Annotated in this window: 26 protein-coding genes and 2 tRNA genes; 20 read left to right on the forward strand and 8 right to left on the reverse strand. The window is 69.9% G+C overall.

Features of this window, described 5'->3' with window-relative positions; genetic code table 11:
• Positions 1 to 177 precede the first annotated feature (177 nt).
• The 13 genes from P0R32_RS08500 to rpsB all read left to right on the forward strand — a co-directional run bounded on the left by P0R32_RS08500 (position 178) and on the right by rpsB (position 6,368).
• A tRNA-Ser gene (locus P0R32_RS08500) sits at positions 178 to 261 on the forward strand.
• An 18-nt stretch (positions 262 to 279) separates the two neighbouring features.
• On the forward strand, positions 280 to 810 hold the full coding sequence (locus P0R32_RS08505) for a 30S ribosomal protein S13 (protein WP_276236528.1): 531 nt from the start codon (positions 280 to 282) through the stop codon (positions 808 to 810).
• Positions 807 to 1,331 carry a 30S ribosomal protein S4 gene (locus P0R32_RS08510; RefSeq protein WP_276236530.1) on the forward strand — a complete coding sequence of 175 codons (525 nt, stop codon included), beginning with the start codon at positions 807 to 809 and terminating at the stop codon, positions 1,329 to 1,331. The genes P0R32_RS08505 and P0R32_RS08510 overlap by 4 nt, the downstream gene beginning before the upstream one ends.
• Positions 1,332 to 1,730, forward strand: coding sequence for a 30S ribosomal protein S11 (locus P0R32_RS08515; RefSeq protein WP_276236531.1), 399 nt, complete (start codon positions 1,332 to 1,334; stop codon positions 1,728 to 1,730).
• A gap of 3 nt (positions 1,731 to 1,733) precedes the next feature.
• Positions 1,734 to 2,483, forward strand: a complete 750-nt coding sequence (locus P0R32_RS08520; RefSeq protein WP_276236532.1) for a DNA-directed RNA polymerase subunit D — start codon at positions 1,734 to 1,736, stop codon at positions 2,481 to 2,483.
• 144 nt (positions 2,484 to 2,627) lie between these two features.
• Positions 2,628 to 2,712 (forward strand) — tRNA-Leu (locus tag P0R32_RS08525).
• 66 nt (positions 2,713 to 2,778) lie between these two features.
• Entirely contained in the window at positions 2,779 to 3,135 is a 357-nt protein-coding gene (locus tag P0R32_RS08530; RefSeq protein ID WP_276236533.1) for a 50S ribosomal protein L18e, read from the forward strand.
• Positions 3,132 to 3,599, forward strand: a complete 468-nt coding sequence (locus tag P0R32_RS08535) for a 50S ribosomal protein L13 (RefSeq protein WP_276236534.1) — start codon at positions 3,132 to 3,134, stop codon at positions 3,597 to 3,599. The genes P0R32_RS08530 and P0R32_RS08535 overlap by 4 nt, the downstream gene beginning before the upstream one ends.
• Entirely contained in the window at positions 3,593 to 3,991 is a 399-nt protein-coding gene (locus P0R32_RS08540) for a 30S ribosomal protein S9 (RefSeq protein ID WP_276236535.1), read from the forward strand. The genes P0R32_RS08535 and P0R32_RS08540 overlap by 7 nt, the downstream gene beginning before the upstream one ends.
• Positions 3,992 to 4,003: 12 nt before the next feature.
• A complete protein-coding gene (locus P0R32_RS08545) occupies positions 4,004 to 4,198 on the forward strand; it encodes a DNA-directed RNA polymerase subunit N (RefSeq protein ID WP_276236536.1) in 195 nt (64 codons plus the stop codon).
• A complete protein-coding gene (locus P0R32_RS08550) occupies positions 4,195 to 4,377 on the forward strand; it encodes a DNA-directed RNA polymerase subunit K (protein WP_276236537.1) in 183 nt (60 codons plus the stop codon). Before P0R32_RS08545 ends, P0R32_RS08550 begins: the two co-directional genes overlap by 4 nt.
• Positions 4,378 to 5,589, forward strand: a complete 1,212-nt coding sequence (gene eno / locus P0R32_RS08555; protein WP_276236538.1) for a phosphopyruvate hydratase — start codon at positions 4,378 to 4,380, stop codon at positions 5,587 to 5,589.
• Positions 5,586 to 6,368: a 30S ribosomal protein S2 gene (gene rpsB, locus P0R32_RS08560; protein WP_276236539.1), complete on the forward strand. Its 783-nt coding sequence runs from the start codon at positions 5,586 to 5,588 to the stop codon at positions 6,366 to 6,368. The genes eno and rpsB overlap by 4 nt, the downstream gene beginning before the upstream one ends.
• A 164-nt stretch (positions 6,369 to 6,532) precedes the next feature.
• On the opposite strand, the gene P0R32_RS08565 is transcribed toward rpsB, so the two are convergent.
• Positions 6,533 to 6,880: a hypothetical protein gene (locus P0R32_RS08565; protein WP_276236540.1), complete on the reverse strand. Its 348-nt coding sequence runs from the start codon at positions 6,878 to 6,880 to the stop codon at positions 6,533 to 6,535.
• Positions 6,881 to 7,191: 311 nt separating this feature from the next.
• On the opposite strand from P0R32_RS08565, the gene mvk reads away from it, so the two are divergent.
• Both mvk and P0R32_RS08575 read left to right on the forward strand, forming a co-directional pair.
• Entirely contained in the window at positions 7,192 to 8,208 is a 1,017-nt protein-coding gene (mvk, locus tag P0R32_RS08570; protein ID WP_276236541.1) for a mevalonate kinase, read from the forward strand.
• Positions 8,209 to 8,943 carry an isopentenyl phosphate kinase gene (locus P0R32_RS08575; RefSeq protein WP_276236542.1) on the forward strand — a complete coding sequence of 245 codons (735 nt, stop codon included), beginning with the start codon at positions 8,209 to 8,211 and terminating at the stop codon, positions 8,941 to 8,943.
• A 9-nt stretch (positions 8,944 to 8,952) separates the two neighbouring features.
• Here the strand turns inward: P0R32_RS08575 and P0R32_RS08580 are convergent, their stop codons facing one another.
• Entirely contained in the window at positions 8,953 to 9,906 is a 954-nt protein-coding gene (locus tag P0R32_RS08580) for a DMT family transporter (RefSeq protein WP_276236543.1), read from the reverse strand.
• 43 nt (positions 9,907 to 9,949) lie between these two features.
• Positions 9,950 to 10,774 (reverse strand): MBL fold metallo-hydrolase, encoded by an 825-nt coding sequence (locus P0R32_RS08585; protein WP_276236544.1) that lies wholly within the window; start codon positions 10,772 to 10,774, stop codon positions 9,950 to 9,952.
• Between the two features lie 131 nt (positions 10,775 to 10,905).
• Between P0R32_RS08585 and P0R32_RS08590 the strand changes: the two genes are divergently transcribed.
• From P0R32_RS08590 to P0R32_RS08600, 3 genes are read left to right on the forward strand one after another with little or no spacing between them, the layout of a single operon-like run.
• Positions 10,906 to 13,758 (forward strand): ATP-dependent helicase, encoded by a 2,853-nt coding sequence (locus P0R32_RS08590; protein WP_276236545.1) that lies wholly within the window; start codon positions 10,906 to 10,908, stop codon positions 13,756 to 13,758.
• A 60-nt stretch (positions 13,759 to 13,818) separates the two neighbouring features.
• Complete coding sequence (locus P0R32_RS08595; RefSeq protein WP_276236546.1) at positions 13,819 to 14,277, forward strand: PH domain-containing protein; 459 nt, start codon at positions 13,819 to 13,821, stop codon at positions 14,275 to 14,277.
• Positions 14,277 to 16,172 carry a PH domain-containing protein gene (locus tag P0R32_RS08600; protein ID WP_276236547.1) on the forward strand — a complete coding sequence of 632 codons (1,896 nt, stop codon included), beginning with the start codon at positions 14,277 to 14,279 and terminating at the stop codon, positions 16,170 to 16,172. Before P0R32_RS08595 ends, P0R32_RS08600 begins: the two co-directional genes overlap by 1 nt.
• 1 nt (position 16,173) lies before the next feature.
• Here the strand turns inward: P0R32_RS08600 and P0R32_RS08605 are convergent, their stop codons facing one another.
• The gene (locus P0R32_RS08605; protein WP_276236548.1) at positions 16,174 to 17,397 is read right to left on the reverse strand and encodes a lactate racemase domain-containing protein; all 1,224 of its coding nucleotides are present in this window, start codon (positions 17,395 to 17,397) and stop codon (positions 16,174 to 16,176) included.
• A 65-nt stretch (positions 17,398 to 17,462) separates the two neighbouring features.
• A complete protein-coding gene (locus tag P0R32_RS08610) occupies positions 17,463 to 20,261 on the reverse strand; it encodes an AAA domain-containing protein (protein ID WP_276236549.1) in 2,799 nt (932 codons plus the stop codon).
• A gap of 94 nt (positions 20,262 to 20,355) precedes the next feature.
• Between P0R32_RS08610 and P0R32_RS08615 the strand changes: the two genes are divergently transcribed.
• Positions 20,356 to 21,054, forward strand: coding sequence for a hypothetical protein (locus P0R32_RS08615; protein WP_276236550.1), 699 nt, complete (start codon positions 20,356 to 20,358; stop codon positions 21,052 to 21,054).
• Here the strand turns inward: P0R32_RS08615 and P0R32_RS08620 are convergent.
• The 3 genes from P0R32_RS08620 to P0R32_RS08630 all read right to left on the reverse strand — a co-directional run bounded on the left by P0R32_RS08620 (position 21,051) and on the right by P0R32_RS08630 (position 22,829).
• The gene (locus tag P0R32_RS08620; RefSeq protein WP_276236551.1) at positions 21,051 to 21,869 is read right to left on the reverse strand and encodes a DUF7537 family lipoprotein; all 819 of its coding nucleotides are present in this window, start codon (positions 21,867 to 21,869) and stop codon (positions 21,051 to 21,053) included. The genes P0R32_RS08615 and P0R32_RS08620 overlap by 4 nt on opposite strands.
• A 70-nt stretch (positions 21,870 to 21,939) precedes the next feature.
• Positions 21,940 to 22,395, reverse strand: a complete 456-nt coding sequence (locus P0R32_RS08625; RefSeq protein WP_276236552.1) for a UPF0179 family protein — start codon at positions 22,393 to 22,395, stop codon at positions 21,940 to 21,942.
• A 50-nt stretch (positions 22,396 to 22,445) separates the two neighbouring features.
• Entirely contained in the window at positions 22,446 to 22,829 is a 384-nt protein-coding gene (locus tag P0R32_RS08630; RefSeq protein ID WP_276239379.1) for a DUF5820 family protein, read from the reverse strand.
• Positions 22,830 to 23,289: 460 nt separating this feature from the next.
• On the opposite strand from P0R32_RS08630, the gene P0R32_RS08635 reads away from it, so the two are divergent.
• Entirely contained in the window at positions 23,290 to 25,404 is a 2,115-nt protein-coding gene (locus P0R32_RS08635; protein ID WP_276236553.1) for a PrkA family serine protein kinase, read from the forward strand.

The raw sequence follows: 25,404 nt of genomic DNA on the forward strand, positions 1-25,404 counted from the left end.
CGACCCCGGAGCCCCTGTGTCGGTCGTTCACACGGTCGTGACGCGCTCACACGCCCACCGACCCTTTCGTGACGTTTAAGTACGGCCTCCGAGTTACACCGAACGCAGACACTGTAGGGGCATCGGGTCCCGAGTCCGGAGCCGAGTTGGCTGCGAGGCGACGATACAGCACACGGTGTTGCGGTAGCCAAGCCTGGCCCAAGGCGCTGGGTTGCTAACTCAGTGGCGCAAGCCTCCGGGGTTCGAATCCCCGCCGCAACGCTGACCACACACCAAGACATGAGTGCAGAAGAACCAGAGAACGCGCCCGACGCGGAGGAGGAGGACGACGACCTCCAGTACTTCGTCCGAATCGGTCAGACCGACCTTGACGGGACGAAGACCGTCGAGCGCAGCCTCAGTGACATGAACGGCATCGGCCAGCGCACGGCGCGCCTGGTGGCCGAGGCCGCCGACGTGGATCGAACTGCCACGTTCGGTCGCCTCGATCAGGACGACATCGACAGCGTCGTCGACGTCGTCGAGAACTTCTCGGAGCACGTGCCCGAGTGGATGGTCAACCGGCAGAAGGACTTCTTCACCGGCGAGACCGCCCACATCGTTGGCTCGGACCTCAACGAGAAGCGCCGCCACGACATCAACCGGATGAAGATGATTGACTCCTACAAGGGCATCCGCCACAAGCGGGGCCAGAAGGTTCGCGGACAGCGGACCAAGTCCACGGGTCGTACCGAGGGCACCATCGGGGTCAACGTCGAGGAGATCCGCGAAGAGCAGGCTGAGGAAGAAGCCGCGGGTGACGACGAATGAGCACCGGAACCTCCACCAAGCGCTACGAGACGCCGAACCACCCGTACCAGGGCGAGCGCATCGACGAGGAGTCGGACCTGCTCTCCCGCTACGGCCTGAAGAACAAAGAGGAGCTGTGGCGCGCACAGTCGGAGCTGCGTCGCTACCGCCGCGAGGCGCGACGCCTCATCGGCGACGCGCAGGGCGACGTCGACGCCGCCAACGAGGCCGGCGCCGACTTCGTCGCGCGGCTCCAGCGCCTCGGCATCCTCGCCGACAGCGAGTCGATCACAGACGTCCTGTCGCTCGACGTGACGGACGTGCTCGAACGGCGACTCCAGACGGTCGCCTACCGCAAGGGCGTCGGCAACTCGCCGAAGCAGGCGCGGCAGTTCATCCTCCACGGCCACGTGGTCGTCGGGGACGCCCGCGTCACCCGCCCCTCGTACAAGGTCGAGACGGTCGAGGAGGACCTCGTCGACTTCGACGAGATCAGCCCGCTCGCCGACGAACTCCACCCGGAACGCGCGGAGGGTCAGTAAATGAGTGAAGCAGAGAATCAGGGCGAGGGCCGCTGGGCCATCGCCAACGTGTTCGCGTCGTTCAACAACACCCTCATCACGGTCACCGACATCACGGGGGCCGAGACGCTGTACAAGTCCTCGGGCGGCGCCGTGGTGAAGCAGAACCGCGACGAGGCGTCGCCGTACGCGGCCATGCAGATGGCCGAGGGCGTCGCCGAGCAGCTCAAGGCGCAGGGTATCGAGGGCGTCCACGTCCGCATCCGCGGTCCCGGTGGCAACGCCCAGAAGTCCCCCGGGCCGGGCGCGCAGCCGACCATCCGCGCGCTCGCCCGTGCCGGGATCGAGATCGGTCGCATCGAAGACGTGACCCCGATCCCGCACGACGGGACGCGAGCGCCCAAGAAGAACCGACTGTAATCCATGGCAGACGACTTCGACGTCGAGGTAGTCACCCGAGACGACCGGTCTGCACGCCTGCTCGTCCGCGGGGTCACCCCCGCGGTCGCGAACGGCCTGCGCCGGACGATGCTGTCGGAAGTGCCGACGTTCTCGATCGACACTGTTCGGTTCGTCGAGAACTCGTCGGTGATGTTCGACGAGATGGTCGGGCTCCGGCTGGGGCTCGTCCCGCTGACGACGCCGCTGGACGACTACGAGGTGGGCGACACCGTCACCCTCGCGCTCGACGTCGAGGGGCCGGCGACCGCGTACTCGGGCGACATCGAGACGTCCGACGAGCTGGTCCAGCCCGCCGACGAGAACGTTCCCATCATCGAGCTGAAGGAGGGACAGCGCCTGGAGTTCGAGGCCGACGCGGTGCTCGACTCGGGCAAGGAACACGCCAAGCACCAAGGTGGCGTGGCCGTCGGCTACCGCCACCTGCAGCGCGTGGAGGTCGTCGGCGACGCCGACGAGTTCGACGAGGAGGAGCCGAACATCCTCCGCGGCGTCATCGAGACCGAGGACGGCGAGCTCGTCAACACCGACGAGTTCGGCGCCGACCTCACGAACCGGTACCCGGGCAAGGAGCTCGAGGTCACCGACGTGCCGAACGCGTTCGTGTTCCACATCGAATCCGACGGCTCGCTGCCCGTGGACGAACTCACCCTCCGTGCGGTCCAGTCGCTTCGCGACCGCGCGGACGAATTAGCTGAGAAGGTCGCAGTTTAAGCAGACCAATGAATCCGTCCCACACCCCCCGAACGTCCGCCCCCACGGCGCTTCCGACCGGCCAGCGGAATCGCTGCCACCGTGTCACACGGACGGGGCCGACCGAAGGGGTTATCCGGTGGGACGGCAAACGACGGGACGCGAGCAGGGGTAGCCCAGTCTGGCCAACGGCGCAGCGTTCAGGGCGCTGTCCTTTAGGGGTTCGCAGGTTCAAATCCTGCCCCCTGCATTCCCGTTCTCTCACTTCGAGTCGGTCCACGACCGACCCGACAACTCCCACTCAGGAGGTACCCGTATGAGTAGTAGCAAGACTAATCCGAGACTTCAGAACCTCATCGCCGAACTGAAGTCGGTCGCGCGGTCGTCCGATGCCAACGTCTGGCAGGACGTCGCCGACCGGCTCGAAAAGCCGCGGCGCACGCACGCGGAGGTCAACCTCGGCCGCATCGAGCGGTACGCAAACGAGGACGAGACCGTCGTCGTGCCGGGCAAGGTGCTCGGCTCGGGCGTGCTCCGTAAGGACGTGACCGTCGCCGCCGTCGACTTCTCCGGAACCGCCGAGACGAAGATCGAACAGGCTGGCGAGGCCGTCCGGCTGGAAGAAGCGCTGTCGAACAACCCCGAAGGGACCGACGTCCGGGTGATCCGATGAGTCTCGCAGAGTTCGAGGCCGACGTGGTCGTCGACGGACGCGACGCCATCATGGGTCGCGTCGCGTCGCAGGTCGCACAGCGCGCGCTCGACGGCGAGCGCGTCGCGATCGTCAACGCCGAGCGCGCCGTGATCACGGGTAACACCGAGTTCACGATGGAGAAGTTCCGTACGCGCGCCAACCTCGGCTCCGACTCGGGACCGTACTACCCGAAGCGGCCGGACCGCATCTTCAAGCGGTCCGTCCGCGGGATGCTGCCGTACAAGACCACGAAGGGTCGCGAGGCGTTCGAGAACGTCCGCGTGTACGTCGGCAACCCGTTCGAGTCCGAGACCGTCTCGCCCGACGAGGACGCTCCCGAACCGGAGGTCCTCGAGGGCACCTCGCTCGACCGACTGTCGAACATCAAGTTCACCACCCTCGGCGACATCGCCGAGGACCTGGGGGCCAACGTCACATGGTAACGAACACGTCCGGAAAGAAGAAGACCGCAGTCGCCCGTGCGACCGTCACCGACGGCGAAGGGCGCGTGCGTATCGACTCCCAGCCCGTCGAGCTGGTCGAACCGGAGATGGCCCGCCTGAAGATGCTGGAGCCGTTCCGCGTCGCCGGCGAGGACCTCCGCTCGGAGGTCGACGTCGACGTCAGCGTCAACGGCGGCGGCTTCGCTGGCCAGGCGGACGCAGTCCGCACCGCCATCGCTCGCGGCCTCGTGCAGCACCGCAACGACGCCGAACTCCGCGACGCGTTCATGGAGTTCGACCGCTCCCTGCTGGTCAACGACTCCCGGCAGAGTGAACCCAAGAAGTGGGGCGGGCCCGGCGCGCGTGCTCGCTACCAGAAGTCGTACCGCTGAGGTGGTCCACCCATGATGATCCCTGTCCGGTGTTTCACGTGCGGAAACGTCATCGGTGAACACTGGGAGGAGTTCAAAGCCCGCGCCCGCGAGGGCGAGGAGGACCCCGCAGAGGTCCTCGACGAGTTGGGCGTCAACCGCCACTGCTGCCGGCGGATGATGGTGAGCCACACCGACCTGGTCGACGTCGTCTCCCCCTACCAATGAGCGGGAACCTACAGTACAACCGGTATGAGAAGGCCCGCATCCTGGGCGCGCGAGCACTGCAGTTGGCGTACGGTGCGCCGGTGCTCGTCGACAGCGACCAGTCCGAGCCGATCCTCATCGCGGCCGAGGAGTACGACGCCGGCGTGTTGCCGTTCACCGTCCGGCGGGAGGGCAAGTAGATGACACGCATCGAGTCCGTGTCGCTTCGTCGCGTCCTCGACTCGCGGGGCAACCCGACGGTCGAGGCCGACGTACTCACCGAGTCGGGCGGCTTCGGCCGCGCGGCGGCGCCCTCCGGGGCGTCCACCGGCGAGTACGAGGCGATCGAGCTGCCGCCCAAAGAGGCGATCGCGAAGGCCCGCGAGCACGCGGTGCCGCGCCTCGTCGGCTCGGTCCACGCGGGCAACCAGCGCGACGTCGACGCGGCGCTGCACGCCGCCGACGGCACCGAGGACTTCTCGGAGATCGGCGCCAACAGCGCCGTCGCCATCTCGATGGCGGCGTCGAAGGCCGGCGCCGACGTGCTGGGCGCACCGCTGTTCCAGCACCTCGGCGGCACCTTCCGCGACGCGGACCGCACGTTCCCGGTTCCGCTGGGGAACGTCGTGGGTGGCGGCGAGCACGCCGCCGACGCGACGCACATCCAGGAGTTCCTCTCGGCGCCCGTGGGCGCCCCCTCGGTGGCGGAGGCCGTCTTCGCCAACGCGGAGGTGCACGCGGCAGTCGCCGACATCCTCGCCGACCGCGGCATCCCCGCCGCGAAGGGCGACGAGGGCGCGTGGGCGCCCGCCGTCGACGACAGCGAGGCGTTCGACATCGTCGAGGAGGCGACCGAGCGCGTCGCCGAGGCGGTCGGCTTCGAGATCAAGTTCGGTCTCGACGTGGCCGCCTCGGAGCTGTACGACGCCGACGCCGGCGTCTACCGCTACGGCGACGACGAGCGGACGCCCGACGAGCAGGTCGACTACATGGCCGAGTTGGTCGACGAGTACGACCTCGCGTACGTCGAGGACCCGCTCGACGAGGACGACTACGACGGCTTCGCCGAGTTGACCGAACGGGTCGGCGACCGCACGCTGATCTGCGGCGACGACCTGTTCGTCACCAACGTCGAGCGCCTCTCGCGAGGCATCGACGAGGGCGCGGCCAACAGCATCCTGATCAAGCCGAACCAGATCGGGACGCTGTCGGACGCGTTCGACGCCGTGGAACTGGCCCAGCGCAACGGGCTGGACGCGGTCGTCTCCCACCGCTCGGGCGAGACCGAGGACACGACCATCGCACACCTCGCCGTGGCGACCGACGCCTCGTTCATCAAGACGGGGACGGTCGGCGGCGAGCGCACCGCAAAGCTGAACGAACTCATCCGCATCGCGGAGGAGGCAGTATGAGCGAAAGCGAGAACGACACCGAAGAGGCGGCCGACGCCGAGGAGGAGGTCGAAGAGACCGCCGCGGCCGAGGAGTCGCCCGACGAGACAGAAGAACAGCCGACGGAGACCGAGGAGGTGGCCGACGAGGCCGCCGACGCCGAGGAGGAGGAGGCGGACGCAGGTCCGCGCTTCGACGACGACGTGATGCCGGACGAGGAGGCCGACCTCCTCATCCCCGTCGAAGACTACCTCTCTGCCGGCGTCCACATCGGGACCCAGCAGAAGACGAAGGACATGGAGCGGTTCATCCACCGCGTCCGCGACGACGGTCTGTACGTGCTCGACGTGAGCCAGACGGACGGTCGGATCCGGACGGCGGCGTCGTTCCTGGCGAACTACGACCCCGAGCAGGTGCTCGTCACCTCCTCGCGCCAGTACGGTCGCTTCCCCGCCGAGAAGTTCGCCGACGCCATCGGCGCGCGCGCCCGCACCGGGCGCTTCATCCCGGGGACGCTGACGAACCCCGAGTACGCCGGCTACATCGAGCCGGACGTCGTGGTCGTCACCGACCCCATCGGCGACGCACAGGCGGTGAAGGAGGCCATCACGGTCGGCATCCCCGTCATCGCGATGTGTGACTCGAACAACCAGGTGAGCAACGTCGACCTCGTCATCCCGACGAACAACAAGGGTCGCCGTGCCCTGTCGGTCGTCTACTGGCTGCTCGCCAACGAGACGCTCGACCGCCGCGGCGCCGAACCCGGCTACGCCCTCGAGGACTTCGAGGCCGAGCTGTAAGCCGGCGGCTGACCTTCGATCACTCCTTTGTCTTCACACGCGCCAGCGGCTGCGCCGGGTCTGACCCCACGCCGGCGCTGTGGCTGGTGGCATCACGGCCGGTCGCACCGCTCGCGACGGCGGCGACGACTCCCTCCCCAGGGTTCGTGTCGGTCGGTGACTCGTCAGCGCGAGAGCATGGCCTCGGCCTCGTCGATGGAGGCGGCCCGGCGGTCGGCCCCGCCGACGGCCGATCCCTCGCCGACGCGCACGACGGCGTCGGCGCCGGCCATCCGGAGGAACGTCTCCCACTCGCCGAGCGCCGCGAGGGCGCTCCCGCGAGCGTCGAACTCGCGGACGTCGACGATGACGTCGAAGTGGGAGTCACACTGCTCGGCGACGTGGCGGGCGCGCGCCATACAGCGCACGACGTCCGGCACGCCGAACTCGCCGACGAGTTCGACCCGGAGCAGCGTCCCGTCGGGACTGCGGTCCACGCTCGGCGCTGGATCCGGTGATGTCGTCGAACTCATGCTACACCGTATCACTGCGACCAGTATAATTCCACCCCCCTGGATATCAGATAAGATACTATACTGCGGGGTGAGAGCCGCGAGCCCGGCCGGCTACGACGCGGTCGTCACGACGGTGCGTCCTCTTTCCCCGCCGGCCGGCCTCGCGGTGGACTCGTGATGCGGGCGTCGGCGCGCGAACACGCGCACCGCCCCGGCATCACGTGGATGAACGCGAAATCGACCGGAATAAAACTACCGGTCATCCCGCTCGGCGCGTCCGTCACGAGGAGTCGGAAAGGCTGTTAGGGGCGCGGTGGTCCCATCCGAGTATGACCACCAGTAGCGCGCCGGGGAAGGTGTACCTCTTCGGCGAGCACGCGGTCGTCTACGGCGAACCGGCGGTTCCCTGCGCGGTGGAGCGCCGCGCCCGGGTGACCGTCGAACCGCGCGAGGACGGACGCGTTCGCGTCGACGCGGCGGACCTCTCGCTCGACGGCTTCACCGTGACGTGGGGCGGGAGCATCGACGACAGACCTGACGTGGACGTGCCCGCACCGCTGCTCGAAGCGGCCATGGAGTACATCGAGGCCGCCGTGGACCAGGCACGCGAGGCCGCAGAGGCACCCGACGCCGGCTTCGACATCACCGTCCAGTCCGACATCCCGCTGGGCGCGGGGCTGGGCTCGTCGGCGGCGGTCGTAGTCGCCGGCATCGACGCGGCAACCCGCGCGCTGGGCACCGAACTCGACCCGGAGGAGGTCGCTCGTCGCGCCTACGAGGCGGAGTTCGAGGTCCAAGACGGGCAGGCGTCGCGCGCGGACACGTTCTGCTCGGCGATGGGTGGCGCCGTCAGGGTCGAGGGCGACGACACCCGCACCATCGACGCGCCGCCGCTCCCGTTCGTCGTCGGCTACGACGGCGGCGCCGGCGACACCGGCCAACTCGTCGCGGGCGTGCGCGCCCTCCGCGAGGAACACGAGTTCGCCGCCGACACGGTCGAGACGGTCGGTGACCTGACCCGCGAGGGCGAGCGCCTCCTCGCAGCCGCCGACCCCAACGAGGAGCCGTCCGAGGACCTGTTGGACGACCTCGGCGAGCTGATGAACTTCAACCACGGTCTGCTGGAGGCACTGGGCGTGTCCTCCGGCTCCCTGGACGCGATGGTGTGGGCCGCCCGCGAGGCGGGCGCGCACGGGGCGAAGCTCACCGGCGCCGGCGGCGGCGGCTGTACGGTCGCACTTGACCCGACCGACGAGACGGAGTTCGCACTCGGCTACACCGCCGAGTGCGAGCAGGCGTTCCGCGCGGAGTTGGCGACCGAGGGCGTGCGCGTGGAGGAGCCGTAGATGACGACCGTACTCAAACTCGGCGGCTCGGTGATCACCGAGAAGGACCGCCCGGAGACGCTCGACGGGGAGACGCTCGCGGCGCTGGCGGCGGCGGTCGCGGCGGCCGACGTCGACGACCTCGTGATCGTCCACGGCGGCGGGTCGTTCGGCCACCACCACGCCGCAGAACACGGTGTGAGCACGACCGAAGGCATCCACGACGTGCGCGGCGTGATGGACGTCCACGGCGCGATGACGACGCTCAACCGCTTCGTGCTCTCGCGACTCCACGCCGAGGACGTGCCCGCGGTGCCGGTCCACCCGTTCTCTACGGCGAAACGGGACGCCGACGGCGAGTTGACGCTGATGACCGAACAGGTTGCCACGATGGTCGACGAGGGGTTCGTCCCCGTCCTCCACGGCGACGGCGTCGTCCACGCGGGCGAGGGGGTCACCGTCCTCTCGGGCGACGAGTTGGTGACGGAACTGGCGACCGCGCTCGACGCCGACCGCGTCGGCCTCTGCTCGACGGTGCCGGGCGTGCTCGACGACGACGACGCGGTGATCCCCCACATCGACGACTTCGACGCCGTCGCCGACGTGCTCGGCGTCAGCGACGCGACCGACGTGACTGGCGGTATGGCCGCCAAGGTGCGGGAACTGCTGGCGCTGGGTTCGCCGGCGTACGTGTTCGGCCCCGAGGCGGTCGCGGGCTTCCTCGCCGGCGACGACGTGGGCACGCGGATCGGGTAGGCCGGCCGATCAGTCGAATCGCCGGCGCAGCGCCGCCCGAATCGGCTCACGCTGGACGAGCACGAACGCCACGAGGACACACGCGAACCCCTGTATCGTCCGCCCGGCGAGTGTCTCCCCGAGCACGAGGAAGCCAAACAGCGCCGCAAACGGCGGGATGGCGTACTCCAACAGTCCCGCGCGGATCGGGCCGAGGCGGTCGAGCAGGCGGAAGTACAGCAGGAAGCCGCCTGCGCCGGGGACCACCGCGAGGTACAGCAACCACGCGATGCCCGCTCGGGAGGGGTCGATAGCGAGCGGATTCTGTCCGAGGGCGCCGGCGGCGACGTGGAGCAGGAGGGCGCCGACCGCGGCCATCCACGCTTGGAGCGCGAGCGGGCCGAGCGTCGCGTCGTCCTCTCGCGTCGTGACCGCGCCGGCGACCCACGCGACGGCGGAGCCGAACACGAACAGCGTCCCGAGCGCGGCGCCGGAACCGACCGATTCGGCGGAGGTCGACCCACCGTCGAGGAGTGCGACCAGTGCGCGGACCCGCTCCGGGTCCGGGTCGGCGATGAGCACCAGCCCACCGAACCCGACCAGGAGCCCCACCGCGCCGACGGCGTCGATTCGGTCGTCGGGGCGGAGCCCGCGAGCGGCGACGGGCGTGAGCACGGGGATCAGACCGAGGAGCGTGGCGGCGACGGCGCTGGAGACGTACTGCTGGCCGGTGAACAACAGCGCGTGGTGGAGACCGATGGAGAACGCCCCGCCCGCGAGGATGGGCGCGAGGTCGCCCACCCCCGCCGGTCGGAGTCGGCGACCGGACGCGACCGCGACGACGAGGAGCGTCGCCGCGGCGACGTCGAATCGGAGCGCCGCCAACAGGACGGGTGGAAAGTCGGCGAGCGCCGCTTTGGTCGCGACGAACGCGGTCCCCCACAGCGCCGCGAGCGCGAGGAACCCGCCGGCGTCGCGGTTCACGCGCCGCTCCAGAGGGGCGCCGGTCGGGCCGCCCCGTCACCGCTCACAGTTCGAACCGGAGGCCGTCGCGAGCGACGCGCACGTCGCCGTCGAAGTGGCGCCGCACCGACTCGATCATCGCCTCGTGCTCGCCTTCGGTGTGTGGGTACAGGTGCGTGAGGTACACCCGGTCGACGTCGACGCCCGCGAGGGCCTCCCCTAACTGCGTCGGCGTCGGGTGGTTGTCCACGTCCACCTCGTCGGGGAACGAGCAGTCGTGGGCGAGCACGCGGGCGCCGTCGGCGAAGTTCGCCAGCCCTGCGAACGCCTCGGAGTCGCCCGAGAACACGAAGTCGCCGCCGGTGGCGTCGTCCTCGCTGTCGCCGCCGTCGGTGCCCTCCGCGAGGTCGCCGTCGTCGTCTGCCCCACGGTCGGCGAACCGGTAGGCGAGACACGGCTTCGAGTGGCGCGTCTCGTATGCCTCCACGTCGAGGCCGGCCACCGAGAACGTCGTCTCGGGGTGGACCTCGCGGACGCTCACGTCGACGCGACCGTCGAGGTACTCGAACTCCCCGACCGACAGCAGGTCGTCGATCAGCGCCTTCGTCCCGGCGGGGCCGACGACGGTGAGCCGTTCTTCCCCCGCGAGCCACCGCGCCTTCAACAGCGGGAGGAGGTCGGCGACGTGGTCGAGGTGGTGGTGCGTGAGCAGGACCGTCGAGACGGCCTCGTAGCCGGGGTCGGTCTGGGAGAGGCGGTGGAGGATCCCCGCGCCGCAGTCGACCAGCAGGGGGCGTCGGTCGCCCGGGGCGGCCTCGACGAGCAGGCCGGTCTGGACGCGGTCGGCGACGGGCATCGCCGACCCGGTTCCGAGGAACGTGACGCGCATACTCGGTGGTCCGTGTCGCGCCGGGAAGCGGTTGCGGTTCCGGCCCTCCACTCGCGACCGCCGCCCGTCCCCGTGGCCGGCGGGGTCTGACCCCCACAACCCACTTACCCGCGCGGCCCCTCGCGATCCCAATGACCGAGGGTCGGGACCTGCTCGCGGCGACGGACGCCGAGTACGACTTCGACCCCGCGACCGTCGACATCGCCGACGCCGACGTGCTCGACCGCCTCGAACCCAGCGTGCGCGAGTGGTGGGTCGAGGAGTTCGGCGCGTTCGTCGGCGGCAACGGCGGCTTCTTCACGCCACCGCAGCGCGAAGCGATCCCGCTCATCGACGAAGGGGAGAACGCGCTCGTCTGTTCGCCGACGGGGTCGGGGAAGACCCTCTCGGCGTTCACCGCGATCCTCAACGACCTGTTCCGCCGCGAGCGCGAACAGGCGGAGGGCCTCGACAACGCCGTCTATTGTCTGTACGTCTCCCCGCTGAAGTCGCTCGCCAACGACATCACCCGCAACCTCGCGGAGCCGATCGCTGGCATCTCGGAGAACCTCGCCGACCGGGGGCACGAGACGGCTGTGCGGCAGGCGATCCGCCACGGCGACACGCCCGACAGCGAGCGCCGGAAGATGCTGGAGGAGACGCCGCACGTCCTCAACACGACGCCGGAGACGCTCGCGATCCTGCTCAACTCCCCGAAGTTCAAGGAGAAACTCCGCTCCGTCGAGTACGTCGTCGTCGACGAGATCCACTCGCTGGCGGAGAACAAGCGCGGCACCCACCTGGCGGTGTCGCTGGAGCGGCTCGAACGCATGTGCGAGTCGTCGCCGACGCGGATCGGCTGTTCGGCGACCGTCGAGCCGCTCACGACGATGGCCGAGTTCCTCGTCGGCGGCGAGCCGCGGAGCGGCTCGGGATCGGCGAGCGGGGAGCGAAGCGACCCGCGAGACGGCGAGTACGACTCCGAGGCTGGCGCCGGCGACTGGGAGCCGCGCGAGTACGAGATAGTCGACACCCGCTTCGTCCGCGAGTTCGACCTCCGGCTGGAGTGCCCGACGGACGACCTGATCGACACGCCACGGGACGTGGTGAACGAGCGCTTCTACGACCGCCTCCACGAGTTGATCGACGGCCACGAGAACACGCTCGTGTTCACGAACACCCGGTCGGGCGCCGAGCGGGTGCTGACGAACCTCCGCGAGCGCTTCGGCTACGACGACACCGACTCCGGCTGTCACCACGGGTCGATGTCGAAGGAGCACCGCGAGGCGATCGAAGAGCAACTGAAGTCGGGCGACGTGGACGTGGTGACGACCTCGACCTCGCTGGAACTGGGCATCGACATGCCCCACATCGACCTCGTCGTGCAGGTCGGGTCGCCGAAGTCGGTCGCCTCACTCCTCCAGCGCGTCGGCCGTGCGGGCCACCAACTCGGCCAGACCGTCGAGGGGCGGGTGATCGCGCTCGACCGCGACGAGTTAGTGGAGTGTGCGGTGATGCTCCAGAAGGCCGAAGAGGGGTTCGTCGACCGCGTGTTCGTCCCCGAGAACGCCCAGGACGTCGCCGCCCAACAGGTGTACGGGATGGCGATCAACTCGGTGAAGCGGGAGGCCGACGTACTCGACACGCTCCGGTCTGCGTACCCGTACCGGAACTACACCGACGCCGACTGGGAACAGCTCATGCGCTATCTCACGGCCGGCTACGAGGGGATGGAGGAGAAGAACGTGTACGCGAAGGTGTGGCGCGACACGAACGACGCCCCCGACGGCGAGTTCCACTACGAGGAGTTCGACGTCGGCGAACCGCTGATCGGCAAGCGCGGGCGGATGGCGCGCGTCATCTACATGACGAACCTCGGCACCATCCCCGACTCGTTCACCATCGACGTGTTCGTGCGCGGCAGCGACGAGTGGGTCGGCCAACTCGACGAGGAGTACCTGGACACGCTGGAGAAGGGCGACGTGTTCCAGTTGGGCGGCGCCACCTACCAGTTCAGCTACCGCCGCGGGTCGAAGGTGTACGTCGACCCCTCGAGCGACCGCCCCACCGTCCCCTCGTGGTTCTCCGAGCGCCTCCCGCTTAGCTACGATCTGGGCCGGGAGATACTCGACTTCCAGGGCGAGGTGCTCGACCGACTGTCGAGCGGCGGCCCCGCGACCGCGCGGCGGTGGCTCCGCGGCCTCCCGCTCGACGAGAACTCCGTGCGCGCTATCACGCGGATGTTCGACGAACAGCGGCGCTACCTCGGGTCCGAGGGCGTCTCCACCCACGACCGACTCGTCGTCGAGCAGGTGCTCGACCGCGCGGAGTACCGCCGGCACTACCACGTCCACAGCAACTACGGCCGGGAGTTCAACGACGGCCTGTCGCGGCTGGTCGCGTACCGCTGCTCGCGGCGGGCGAACACGAACGTCCAGGTTGCGGTCGCCGACAACGGCTTCACCGTCTCGATGCCGCTGAACCGGAAGGTGGACGTAGCGGACGTGCTCGCCGACATCGACCCCGACGACGTGTACCCGGACCTGCGGGCGGCGCTCCAGGGGACCGACCTGTTGAAGCGCTACTTCCGGATCAACGCGACGCGGTCGCTGATGATCCTCAAGCGCTACAAGGGGTACGAGAAGTCCGCCGCCCAACAGCAGGTGTCCTCGGAGATGCTCATCTCCTTCGCCGAGGGCCTCGACTCCTTCGCCGTGTTGGAGGAGACGTACCGCGAGATCGTGGAGGACAAACTGAACGTCGCCGGACTCCGCGAGGTGCTCGCGGCGGTGCAGGCGGGCGACCTCGCGGTGGTCGAACACGAGGTGGACACGCCGTCGCCACGGGCGTTCGGCTTGGCGACGCTGATGGCCAGCGACGTGGTGCTCGCCGAGGACGAGGACGCCGTGCTCGCGGAGTTCCACGCCCGCGTGATGGAGGCGGTCGGCGACGACGCCAGTCGTGGTGTGCTCGCGGACGCGACGGACCCGACCGGAGCCGAGTAACCAGCCGCCCCGACGGCGACGACCCCACAGAGTTTACCCCCGGCACCCGTAGGCGAGTGCATGGAGTCGCTCAACCCCCGCGTCCGCCTCGCGTGGCTGCTGGGGGCGTTCGTCCCGGGCGCGATCATCGTGGGCGTCGGCGTCGTCGCCGTCCGGATCGGCGCGCCGGTGCCGCTCGCCGCCGCGGTCGGCGTCGCGACGCTCGTCGTGGCGCTCGGACTGGTCGCCGCCGTCTACCGCTACCGCGTCTGGCGCTTCGAGGTGCGCGACGACTCGCTGTACATCGTCCGCGGCGTCTTCACCCGCGTCGACACCTCCGTCCCGTACGTCAGGGTCCAACACGTCGACACTCGCCGCGGGCCCCTGGAGCGCACGCTCGGACTGGCGTCGGTCGTCGTGTACACCGCAGGGTCGCGCGGCGCCGACATCACGATCCCCGGCCTCACCCCCACGCGGGCCGGTGAACTGCGCGAGCGACTGCGCGAACTCGCGACGGAGTCGGAGTTCGACGCGGTCTGATGGTCCGTCTCCACCCGCTGTCGGCGGCCGTGAGCGCCCTCCGCTCGGGGGGCCAACTCGCCGTGTTCGCGCTGTTCGCGAGCACGGCGTTCGGCGGGATGAGCGGCGGGTTCGACCCGGCGGCGCTCGCGCTCGCCCCCGTCGCCTTCCTCGTCGGCGCCGGGGTGGCGGGCATCCGCTGGTACCGCTTCGAGTACGAGGTGCTCCCGGAGCACCTGGTGGTGCGTTCGGGTGTCCTCTCGCGACAGGAGCGTGAGATCCCGCTCCACCGCATCCAGAACGTCGACGTGCGCCGCAGCGTCCTCCAGCGGGCGCTCGGACTGGCGACGGTGCGTGTGGAGACGGCTGGCGGCGGCGCGACCGAGGCGACGTTGGACGCCGTCGCCGTCGACACCGCAGAACGACTGCGCGAAGACCTCGGCGCCAGCGGCCGGGCCGCACGCGCGGCCCGACAGGCTGGCGAGGCACCCGGCGAGGGCGCGACCGAGCGCGGCGACGTGACCAGCGGCCGAGCGGTCTCCACCGAGGACCGCGAGACGCTGTACGAACTCACCGGCCGGCGCTTCGCGACGCTGTGTGCGGTGTCGTTCCGGCCCGGCGCAGTGCTCGCGCCGTTCGTCGGTGCGAGCATCTTCGACGACGTGATCGTCGACGGCGTCCGACTGCTCGTGCGCGCCGGCATCGTTGACGTGGACGTGGGCCCGGCGGACGTGCCCTCACTCGGGATGGCCGACCTGCTGTACCTCGGTACCCTCGCCGTCGGGTCGTTCCTGCTCGTCGTGTGGGTGGTGAGCGCCGTGTTGACGTTCGTGCGCTACTACGGCTTCCGGCTGGAACGCGTCGGCGACGAGTTGCGCTACGAGCGTGGCCTGCTCGGTCGCTACAGCGGCACCGTCCCGCTGTCGAAGGTGCAGACGGTCACCGTGTCCGAGAACGTCGCGATGCGCCGTCTCGGCTACGCGAGCCTCACCGTCGACACCGCCGGTTCCTCCCCCGGGTCGAACGGTGACGACGGCGGTGCCGAGACGGCTGTGCCGCTCGACACCCGCGAGCGAGTCGTCGCGCTCGCGGACGACCTCCGGGCGACGCTGGAGGGCGACGCCACGACGTGGACGACGGAGGCGGACCTCGACGACGCGTTCGGCGATACGGTCGTCGAGCGACCGCCCCGGCGCGCACGGCGTCGCTACGTCGCTCGCTACGCGCTGACGGCGCTGGCGGTCACCGCGGTCGCCGTCGGCGTCGACCGCTTCGCGTTCGGCCTCCCGTCGTACCTCCCGTACCTCCCGCTCGTGGGCGTCCTCCTCGCCCCGCTCGCGGGGCACCTGACGTGGGCGAACCGCGGCTACGCGACCGTCGACGACGGCTTCGTCACCCGGACGGGGGTGCTCCGCCGTCACACCCGACTGGTGCCGTACTTCCGGCTCCAGACGGTGTTCGTCTCGCGCACGCCGTTCCAGCGCCGGCGGGACCTCGCGTCGGTCGTCGGCGACTCGGCGTCGTCCTCCCGACTGATGGGCGGCGACGCTACCGCCCACGACATCGACGCCGCCGAGGCGGACGCGCTCCGCGAGGAGTTGCTCGACCGACTCCGGTCGAATCTGTCCACCCGGCGGCGTCGCGCGGCCCTGCGCCGCGGGCGGATAGCCGCTGAGCGGGCGGCGACCCATGCGGCCGCCGGCACAGACGACACCACCGACACCACCGACACCACCGACACCACCGAGGAGTCGACCGCGGGGAACGGACAGGCAGCGGACGAGCGCACCGGCGACCGGACGTTCGAGTGGGCCGACCCCGTCGTGACGGAGTCCAACGGCTCCGCGGCGGGTGAGCGTCGAGACGGAGACGACGGCGACGACGCCGAGGGGCGCGGTGGGGCGTCGGACAGCTAACTCACACGAGGAGCGTGCTCAGCGCGTCGGGGACGACCAACACCCGGCTCCCGGGTTCGATCGCCTCCTCGGGTGAGTCGGCGGCGTGCATGAGGCAGTCCTCGACGACCTCGGGGTGCTCGCTGTTCGTGATCCACACCTCGTGATCGCGAAGCGCCCGTGCGAGGACGAACGCCCGCTGGGCGCCCGGTTCGTACCCCTCGCGCATCTCTTCGAACACGGCGTCGGCGGACGCGCCCGACGACAGGCGGTCGTAGAAGCGCTTCTCGCCTCTCCCCTCCCCGGCGCCCTCGGGGAGTCGCGCCGGGAGCACGACCCGTCCGCCCGCACGCACGGGGTTGTTCGCGCCGAGGAGGACGTACGTGGCCGCGCGACTCGTCTGGTAGAGGTTCGCGTCTTTCGGCGCCGCGACACCGCCGAGCACCGCGTCGTACTCCCCGGTCACCGTCACCGACAGCGCCTCGCGCGCCGTCTCGGCGAGGTCACGGACCACGGCGCGCGGGTCGCCGGCGGCGGCGCCGAGGATGCCCGCTGGCCCGTGGGTGACGTTGACGCAGAAGTCCGGTCCCGCGAGGTCGCCGGCGCGGTCGATGAACTCCCGGAACGGGTTGTCGTCGATGCGGCCCAGTCTGACGCCCGGCTCTGCGAGGAGGTCGGGGCCGTGCGTGTGGCGGATCACCGGCTCTGCGCCCGCGCCGATGACGACGGTCTTCGCGCCGCCGGAGAACCCGGCGTACTGGTGCGGTTCGACCATGCCAGTCGCGAGGACGGTGTCTGCGTCGGCGACCGAGGGGTTCACGCGGATGGAGACGCCGTCGACCGTCCCCACCTCGACGGTCGCGTCGGGGTCGTGGTTCCGTGCGAGGTCGGCGAACTCGCCGAGGCCGGCTTCGATCTCGTCGTCGGTCATCGGGCGGTGCAAGCCCAGACCGAGGACGATGGTGATCCGGTCGCGTTCGACGGGGAGTCGCTCGACCATCGCGGCCACGAGCGCCTCGTCGGGGGTGGCGCGCGTCACGTCCGTGACGACGAGACACACGTCGTCGCCAGCGTCGACGATCTCGTCGATCGGGGGGCCGTGCGGGTCGTCGAGGGCTGCCTCGGCGGCCGCGCGCGGGTCGACCGGTTCGCCGCCCGCCGGGACGGCCACGTCGACCTCGCAGTCCGGCAGGGACACCGTCAGGGTTCCCGCGCCGAACGGGAGGTCGTACTCGTCGTCGCTCATGTGACGCAGGTGGCCGGCAGCGAGCAAAAAGCTCCGGTCGGGCGCGGGCGCTTCGGGTGCCCCGGTCAGCGCCGCGCCCACTCGAGCATCCGCGCGTAGAACGGCTCCGAGGCGAGTGCGTCGGCGTCGCCGACCAGACACAGCGCCTTCTTCGCCCGCGTCAACGCGACGTTGACGCGGCGGGTGTCCTCGAAGATGGGCGAGGAGAGGTCGCCCGTCGCGACGAACGAGACGACGATCACCTCTTTGCTCGACCCCTGGAAGCGGTCGACCGTGTCGACGGTCACGTCCGTCCGGCGGCCGATCTCGGCGACCTGCGCGCGGAACGGCGCGATCACCCCGATGTCGTCGGGGTCGACGCCAGCGGCGACGTACGCGTCGACCACCTCGGCCACGCGGTCGGCCTCGACCGGGTTCGCGTTGCCCTCCCGCCGCCCGTCGGGGTCCACGAAGCACACGCCGTCGCCCAACTCGGGCGGCAGGTCCGCGGTGTCGACGCCCAGATCCGCGAGCGTCTGGCCCGCCACCTCGGGGGTCGCGGGGCGGAGCTTCCCGTCGTAGAACTCCCGCGAGGAGAACGCCTGGATACGCTGGCTCATGCGGTACTGCCGGTCGAGCATCACGCCCGCGTCGGGGTGGTCCTCGATGAGCCGCTGGAACAGCGACTCCTGCAGGCGGTTTTCGGCGCGCACGACCGGCGGGAGCTGTTCGTGGTCGCCGACGAGGACGAACCGGTCGGCGAGGTTCACCGCCGCGAGGGTGCCCGGTTCGGTGAGCTGTGACGCCTCGTCGACGACGGCGACGTCGAACTCCTGCTCGCGCATCGTCCGCGAGCCACACGAGGAGGTCGTCGCGGCGACGACCGGCGCGGTGTTCAGTGTCGCCGCGCGGTCGTTCGGCTCGCCACGCGTCACGAGGCGGAGGTCCTGCATGTCGCCGCGAACGCCCGTTTCCGTCCCGACCCGGAGCACTCCGGCGGCCTCGCCGCCTCCGTCTCGTCGCGCCTTCGGCGCGACGCTGTCCTCGATTCCCTGCTCGCGGAGCGCTTCGAGCGCGTTGTCGACGGCGCGGTTCGTGAACGCCGACAGCAGGACGCGGTTCCCGCGGTCGACGAGTTCCTGCACGATGCGGGCGATGGTGTACGTCTTGCCCGTCCCGGGCGGCCCGTGGACGAGCGCGAAGTCCTCAGCGTTCACCGCGCGGTTCACCGCCGCGTTCTGCGCGTCGTTGTTGTCGATGAACGCCTCGGTGCCGTCCGCGAACGCCGGGTCGCGCCGCCCGAACAGCACGTCCTTGCGCTCGGGGTCGCCCTTCAGCACGAAGTCGTGGACGGCGGTGTGCATCCGCGACACCGATAGCTCGGAGGGGTACACGTCGAGGCGCCGGAGTTCGACCGGCTCGTCCGTCTCGACGACGACCTCGTCGCCCAGCTTCTGGATGCGCCCGAGTTCCGCGTGCCCCGACGCCGGGTCGCCGTCGGAGGCGAGCGCCACGTCGCCCTCACGGAGCTTCGAGACGGCGTCGGACTCCTTGCGCGCGGTGAGTCGCCACCGGCCGTCGCCGATCGGTTCCTGGGAGACGGGCGTGAGGTCGATCAGCGCGCGGTCGTCCGCGGCGCGCTCGCCGGCGGTCTGCTCCCACAGCTTCCGGTACTCGGCGTGCGTCTCGCGGCGCTCCTCCTCCAGCGCGCGGTACGTCTCCTCGAAGTACGTCCGTTCCTCCTCGGGGAGCGCCTGTCCGATCTGCCCGGCCTTCGACTCCTGATCGAGGCGACCCGACACGACCATGCAGGTGTCCTGCTCGAAGCAGTACTCGCACTTGGCGTCAGCCTCGTACCCGGTCGGCACCGACATGTCGTACTCGGTGGCCGCAATCTCGTTGCGCTGGCGGACGACGAAGTCGAGGAACCCCTTCCCCACGGAGAACTCCTTCGCGGGCGAGAGGTCGCCCGACTCCTCCCCGCGGTCCAGCGCCGTGTTCTTCGTGTACAGGAGCGTCCCGGTGTCGACTTCGACGCCGCGCTCGCGCAAGAGGAGCGCGTAGCAGGCCGCCTGCACCTTGTCCTGGAACCGGGGTTCGCGCTTGAGGTTCTTCCCGGTCTTCAGTTCGACCGGCTGGCCGCGCCGGAGCGCGTCGGCGCGCCCCTTCACGCCGAAGGTCGGCGAGATGAGCGTGTACTCCGAGCGCCACTCCGTCTCGTCGGGGCCGCCGTCCCAGTCGGCGGCGTCGTCGCCAGCGTCGTCCCAGTCGCCGAGTGTGGTGGTGCCGGCGTCGGAGCCGGTGGCCCCGTCGTCGTCGGCAGCCGACAGACGGCCCTGGCTCAGCCACCCCTCGATGGCGGCGGCGTTGCGGCGCACCTCGTCGGCCACCTCGTCGCGCTCCATCCCGAGGAGGCCGAGTTCGAGGCCGGCCTCCGCGACGCGGTCGTCGATGGAGTCCTCCAGGTCGACGCCGCGCAGGAGGTCGCCGAACACCTCGTGGACGACCGTCCCCTTGACGACGGGGTAGTTGAGCGGGATGCCCGAGAGCTTGTTCAGGTAGTACATCCGCGGGCACTGCACCCACGAGCGGATGTCGGTCACGTCGACGAGGAAGTCGGGTTCGAGGACGACGTACGAGTCTTGGGAGGTGGTGTACCCCTCGCGGTCGCCGTAGTCGTCGCGCTCGGCGTCGGTGACGAGCAGTTCCATCCCCTCCTCGGCGTGTTCGGCGGTGTGGGTCCACTTCCCCCAGAGGGTGACGGTGACGGGGTCGCCCGCTCCCCTGTCGGGCCGCACAGTCAACTCGGCGAGGTCGCGCTCGCCGTAGCGCGTGCTCACCTGCCGGACCTCGCCGACGTCGAGGAGGGGACCGCGAACGTTCACTGTCCGAGATGGGCGATTGCTCAGGAAAAACGGTGTCGGTGTGACGACCTCACATGCGGCGAGCTTTATCCGCCGGGGGAACCCATCGCCACCCATGGAGTATCTCGCGGTCGCGGTTCCGTGGCGCGACCTGGCGGCCGACACCGACGGCACCCTCGCCGGGAAACACCGCGTGCTCACGCGGGTCGTCGCGCCCGCGATGCGCGAAGCGACCGACGAGGGTGCCGTCGACCGCTGGTTCCACTCCTTCTGGGACGCCGCGGGGCGCTACGAGGTGCCGACGCTCCGGGTAGTGTGTGCGACCCACGGGCCGCCGGCGGTCGCCGGCGCCGACGTGGCCGACGCGCTGGAGGCTCGCGGCCTCGACGCGCTCGACTACGACATTGACGTGGCGTACGACGCCGACCGCCTGCGGGGCTACTGGGGCGACCACCTCGACCTGTGGACGGCGGCGAAGTCGCGACTGTCGACGCTGGCGGTCGCGGCGGTCGAAGGTGGCCTCGGGGAGTCGTACGCCTTCCACCGGACGGTGAACCGCCCGGGACACGTGTGGGCGAACATGCTCGGCTGTTCGTACCTCACGGAGGCGGGCGTGTACACGGCGCTCGCCCGGGGGTATCTCCGGATGCTCAACCTCGGCGAGGGGCCGCAGTCGCAGTCGGTTCGCGAGGCGATGGCCGCGCTCGACGAAGCCGCCGCCCACCTGCCGGACCCGATGCGCGAACTCGACAGCGAGGAGTTGGCCGCGGTCAACGCCAGCGGGACGCGCACGCCCCACCGCGACGACGCTTAGGGGTCGGAGACGTTCGCCAGCGCGCGGTCGACCCACTCGGGGCGCGGGACGGTCGTCGACGAGACGTTCGACACCGCGAATTCGACGGTGACCCACCGTGGCTCGTCGAACTCGGTCGTCCGGTAGCGGACGGTCGCGTGCTCGACCACGCCGTCGTCGGTCACGAGCACCCGGACGGTGACGTTCGAGCGCAGCGGGACGCTCGGCCGTCCCGCGTCCGTCTCGGTCAGGAGGTGGCGTCGGCTCCCGTTCTGGGTCACCGTGCCCGCGTACTGGAGCTTGTAGGGGCCGAGAACCCCGCGGATCTCGGCGGCGCCTGTCGGGTCGAACGCCCGCTGGCGGGGCACGTCGGTGTCGTGGACGACCGTGACCGCCCGCTCGCCCGCAGACCGTCGGACGGAGACGGTGTCGTTGCGCCACAGCGCGCGGTCGAACGAGGCGCCGTCGGCCAGGCTGTACGGAGTCACCTCGGCGGTGGACACGAGGAACTGCTCCGGATCGGCCGCGTACGACCGGGCGGTCGTGTCGAGGACGACGGTGCCGTTCGTCGCCGTGCGTGTGCGCGACAGCGTCACGGTGACCGAGCGGTCGTCGAGAGCGTCGTCGTGGGCCGCCACCAGTGAACGGAGGTCGACATCCGACTCCGTCACGCCCGGCGGCAGCGTCGGCTCCGCGGGTGTCGGTGAGGCGGTCGGCGTGTCGTCGAGCGCGGGGTTCACCGTCTGCGCGTTCGGGCCACCGGTGTCGGCCACGCCGCCACAGCCAGCGAGGAGGAGACACACGCAGACGAGGACGACGGTGCGTGGAGGGCGCATCGGAGGCGAGTACTGGACGAGGAAGTGTAAGCGCTCGGGTACGTTACGGCCACAATGTGCGCCGGCGGCGCTACTCGCCGTCTGCCGCCTCGAACGTCACCTTCGTCAGGTTCCGGTCGAGGTAGCACACGTCGTGCGGCGGGTCGCCGTGGACCTCTGCGATGCGGTACTCCTCGTCGAAGTCGGCACCGAGCGGTTCACACAGTTCGTGACTCGGACAGTCGACGTGCGGACACGGCCCCGCCAGCGACGCTGTCGACCCGGCGTACGCACCCCGAGAGGGGACGTTCGCGGTGATGACGGCGGGTTCGACCTCGACGGCGCGCACGCTCCCCTCGGCGTGGACCGCACAGTCGAGTGCTTGTGTGTTGTCGCGGACGCCGGTGACGCGGTATCGGCGGCCCTCGGTGAGGTTGAGGCACTGCCCGCGGTACGGACAGCCCTCACAGGCGCTCGCGGCGCCCTGGTAGACGAACTCGGTTCCCTCCTCCGCGAGCACGGTGCCGACGAGCGTGACAGTGGACATACCCGCGGCTACCCACGCACCGATGATAACCCCGTCGCCGACCGCCCCGCTCAGGCGTCGTCGACGAGCGCGTCCAGTTCGTCGAGGTACGTCTCGCGGGGCACCTGGTAGGCGCCGCGGTAGTCGACCTCGCCGGCGGCGAACCGTTCGGTCACGTCGCGAACCCCGTCGACGGCGTCGTCGCGGGCGTCGAACGTGCGCGACTCGACCTCCACGTCCGGTTCCAAGAACAGGGTGACGTGCCACTCGTCGGTCTGGTACTGGCCCGCGCCGGGGCGCGCCCGCCGCGACCCGTTCGTGAGGTAGACGGTCGGGAGACACGGCGCCGGGAAGCGGTCGGCGTCGAACACGTCCGGCCGGTACACGACGATAGCACGTCCGTCGGTCTCCTCGGTCCACACGCGCCAGCCGTCGCCGAGCGTCGCCGCGTCGATAGCGTTGCCGTCGGCGTCGGTCCCCGCGTCCGCACCCCCGCGTTCGTCGGTCATACCGCTGGATAGCGCCCCCGCGTGCTTAGGCGACACGCTCCCTCGCCCCGACGGAGGATATCCACCGCCTAGGGCCCCGAAAGGCGGTGTTGTCGTCAGATTGGCTGAGGCTACCGGCGCCGAGAACCGGTGGATGTCGCCGACACGCTTATGTGTGTTAACACCTACCACAACATCATAGTCTCGGTCCGACCACGGGACGGAGGCAGCGACCCCCACCGATCGCCCTCACGACGAGTTCTGTAGGAGACGACGCCCACGACGGTCCACGAGTGGTCGTGTGGTATGCTAAGACACGACGGTCCGGCGGCGACCGGCCGGGTCATCTGACGGGGCGGGCGTCGGAGCACCCACCGGGAGCCACGGGCGGGACCGTCGCGGTCGTCCCCGCACACGTGGCCCAGACATGAGTGACCAGACCGAAAACGCGGATCATACCGCACCAGGGGAGGTGGCGAGCACGCACACGCTCGAGGAGCTCAGTGAGCAGTACAGGCGGTCGGTCCCCGGGGACCTCCGCGAGGCGAAGTCCTTCGAGTGGTACCTCGACGAACTGGTGGCCGACCCGCGCGTCGCGCGCAACGCCCACCAGCGCGTGGCCGACATGTTCGACCACTACGGCACGCGCTACGACGAAGACGCCGGCGTCGTCGAGTACCTGCTCGCCTCCGAGGACCCGTTACACGACGGCGAGAACACCTTCTACGGGCGGGAGGTGCACGAGTCCATCCACGAGTTCGTGAACAAGGTGAAGTCCGGGGCGCGGGGCCTCGGTCCCGAGAAGCGCATCAAACTGCTGCTCGGGCCGGTCGGCTCCGGGAAGAGCCACTTCGACTGGCTCGTGCGGCGGTACTTCGAGGACTACACCCGCAGCGACGCCGGCCGGATGTACACGTTCCGCTGGACGGACCTGTGCTCCGTAATCGAGGACCAGGACCCCGCCGACGACACGGTTCGCTCGGCGATGAACCAGGACCCGCTCGTCCTCCTCCCGCAAGAACAGCGCGACGAGGTGATCGCGGCGATGAACGAGGCGCTCGACGCGCCGTACACCATCCGCAACGAGCAGAGCCTCGACCCGGCGTCCGGGTTCTACATGGACGAACTGCTCGCCCACTACGAGGACGACCTCCAGCAGGTGCTGGAGAACCACGTCGAGGTCGTCCGGCTCGTCGCCGACGAGAACCAGCGCCGCTGCATCGAGACGTTCGAGCCGAAAGACAAGAAGAACCAAGACGAGACGGAGCTGACGGGCGACGTCAACTACTCGAAGCTCGCGGTGTACGGCGAGAACGACCCCCGCGCGTTCGACTACGCCGGCGCGTTCTGTAACGCCAACCGCGGCATCTTCTCCGGTGAGGAACTGCTCAAACTCCAGCGGGAGTTCCTATACGACTTCCTCCACGCGAGCCAAGAGCAGACGATCAAGCCGCGCAACAACCCGCGAATCGACATCGACCAGGTGATCGTCGGCCGGACGAACATGCCCGAGTACCGGGACAAGAAGGGCGACGAGAAGATGGAGGCGTTCAACGACCGCACGAAGCGGATCGACTACCCGTACGTCCTCGAGTACGAGCAGGAGTCGGAGATCTACCGGAAGATGCTCCGCAACGCCGACGTGCCCGACATCCACATCGAACCCCACGCCATGGAGATGGCGGGGCTGTTCGGCGTGCTCACCAGACTGGAGGAGCCGACCGACGAGTCCGTCTCGCTCATCCAGAAGGCGAAGGCGTACAACGGCGAGATCGACGAGACCGACGAGATCGACGAGCGCAAACTCCGCGAGAACGGCGACCAGGTCGCCGACATCGCCGAGGGGATGGAGGGGGTCTCGGCCCGCTTCATCGGCGACGAGATCGCAGAGGCGATCATGGACTCGCGTCACCGCGGGCGCGGGTACCTCTCGCCGCTGGCGGTGTTCAAGCACTTCGAGGGCAACCTCGAGAACCACGGGTCGATCCCCGAGGAGAAACTCGACACCTACCACCGTTACCTCGAACTGGTGCGCGAGGAGTACCGCGAGCGCGCCATCGAAGACGTGCGCCACGCGCTGGCGTACGACCTCGACGAGATCCGCCGGCAGGGCGAGAAGTACATGGACCACGTGATGGCGTACATCGACGACACGACCGTCGAAGACGACCTCACGGGCCGCGAGCAGGAGCCAGACGAGACGTTCCTGCGCTCGGTCGAGGAGAAGTTGGAGGTGCCCGGCGACCGCAAGGACGACTTCCGCCAGGAGGTCGCCAACTGGGTGAGTCGCCGCGCCCGCGAGGGGTCGAGCTTCGACCCGCAGAACAACGACCGCCTGCGCCGCGCCTTAGAGCGCAAGCTCTGGGAGGACAAGAAGCACAACATCAACTTCTCGGCGTTGGTGTCGGCGGGCGAACTCGACGACGACGAGCGCTCGGCGTGGGTGGACGCCCTCCGCGAACAGGGCTACTCCGAGGACGGCGCCCGCGAGGTGCTGGAGTTCGCGGGCGCGGAGGTCGCCAAGAGCGAGCTCGAGGACTGA

Origin of the sequence: Halobaculum marinum, assembly GCF_029338555.1 — an archaeon.
GTDB classification, from domain to species: domain Archaea; phylum Halobacteriota; class Halobacteria; order Halobacteriales; family Haloferacaceae; genus Halobaculum; species Halobaculum marinum.

Excerpts from the sequence above, each read along its gene's own strand:
- P0R32_RS08615 (WP_276236550.1), top strand. The coding sequence starts at position 20,356 with ATGGAGTATCTCGCGGTCGCGGTTCCGTGGCGCGACCTGGCGGCCGAC.
- P0R32_RS08510 (WP_276236530.1), top strand. The coding sequence starts at position 807 with ATGAGCACCGGAACCTCCACCAAGCGCTACGAGACGCCGAACCACCCG.
- P0R32_RS08590 (WP_276236545.1), top strand. The coding sequence starts at position 10,906 with ATGACCGAGGGTCGGGACCTGCTCGCGGCGACGGACGCCGAGTACGAC.
- P0R32_RS08585 (WP_276236544.1), bottom strand. The coding sequence starts at position 10,774 with ATGCGCGTCACGTTCCTCGGAACCGGGTCGGCGATGCCCGTCGCCGAC.
- P0R32_RS08530 (WP_276236533.1), top strand. The coding sequence starts at position 2,779 with ATGAGTAGTAGCAAGACTAATCCGAGACTTCAGAACCTCATCGCCGAA.
- P0R32_RS08605 (WP_276236548.1), bottom strand. The coding sequence starts at position 17,397 with ATGAGCGACGACGAGTACGACCTCCCGTTCGGCGCGGGAACCCTGACG.
- P0R32_RS08575 (WP_276236542.1), top strand. The coding sequence starts at position 8,209 with ATGACGACCGTACTCAAACTCGGCGGCTCGGTGATCACCGAGAAGGAC.
- rpsB (WP_276236539.1), top strand. The coding sequence starts at position 5,586 with ATGAGCGAAAGCGAGAACGACACCGAAGAGGCGGCCGACGCCGAGGAG.
- P0R32_RS08505 (WP_276236528.1), top strand. The coding sequence starts at position 280 with ATGAGTGCAGAAGAACCAGAGAACGCGCCCGACGCGGAGGAGGAGGAC.
- P0R32_RS08515 (WP_276236531.1), top strand. The coding sequence starts at position 1,332 with ATGAGTGAAGCAGAGAATCAGGGCGAGGGCCGCTGGGCCATCGCCAAC.
- P0R32_RS08550 (WP_276236537.1), top strand. The coding sequence starts at position 4,195 with ATGAGCGGGAACCTACAGTACAACCGGTATGAGAAGGCCCGCATCCTG.
- P0R32_RS08635 (WP_276236553.1), top strand. The coding sequence starts at position 23,290 with ATGAGTGACCAGACCGAAAACGCGGATCATACCGCACCAGGGGAGGTG.
- P0R32_RS08535 (WP_276236534.1), top strand. The coding sequence starts at position 3,132 with ATGAGTCTCGCAGAGTTCGAGGCCGACGTGGTCGTCGACGGACGCGAC.
- P0R32_RS08620 (WP_276236551.1), bottom strand. The coding sequence starts at position 21,869 with ATGCGCCCTCCACGCACCGTCGTCCTCGTCTGCGTGTGTCTCCTCCTC.
- P0R32_RS08625 (WP_276236552.1), bottom strand. The coding sequence starts at position 22,395 with ATGTCCACTGTCACGCTCGTCGGCACCGTGCTCGCGGAGGAGGGAACC.
- P0R32_RS08520 (WP_276236532.1), top strand. The coding sequence starts at position 1,734 with ATGGCAGACGACTTCGACGTCGAGGTAGTCACCCGAGACGACCGGTCT.
- mvk (WP_276236541.1), top strand. The coding sequence starts at position 7,192 with ATGACCACCAGTAGCGCGCCGGGGAAGGTGTACCTCTTCGGCGAGCAC.
- eno (WP_276236538.1), top strand. The coding sequence starts at position 4,378 with ATGACACGCATCGAGTCCGTGTCGCTTCGTCGCGTCCTCGACTCGCGG.
- P0R32_RS08600 (WP_276236547.1), top strand. The coding sequence starts at position 14,277 with ATGGTCCGTCTCCACCCGCTGTCGGCGGCCGTGAGCGCCCTCCGCTCG.
- P0R32_RS08540 (WP_276236535.1), top strand. The coding sequence starts at position 3,593 with ATGGTAACGAACACGTCCGGAAAGAAGAAGACCGCAGTCGCCCGTGCG.
- P0R32_RS08565 (WP_276236540.1), bottom strand. The coding sequence starts at position 6,880 with ATGAGTTCGACGACATCACCGGATCCAGCGCCGAGCGTGGACCGCAGT.
- P0R32_RS08595 (WP_276236546.1), top strand. The coding sequence starts at position 13,819 with ATGGAGTCGCTCAACCCCCGCGTCCGCCTCGCGTGGCTGCTGGGGGCG.
- P0R32_RS08545 (WP_276236536.1), top strand. The coding sequence starts at position 4,004 with ATGATGATCCCTGTCCGGTGTTTCACGTGCGGAAACGTCATCGGTGAA.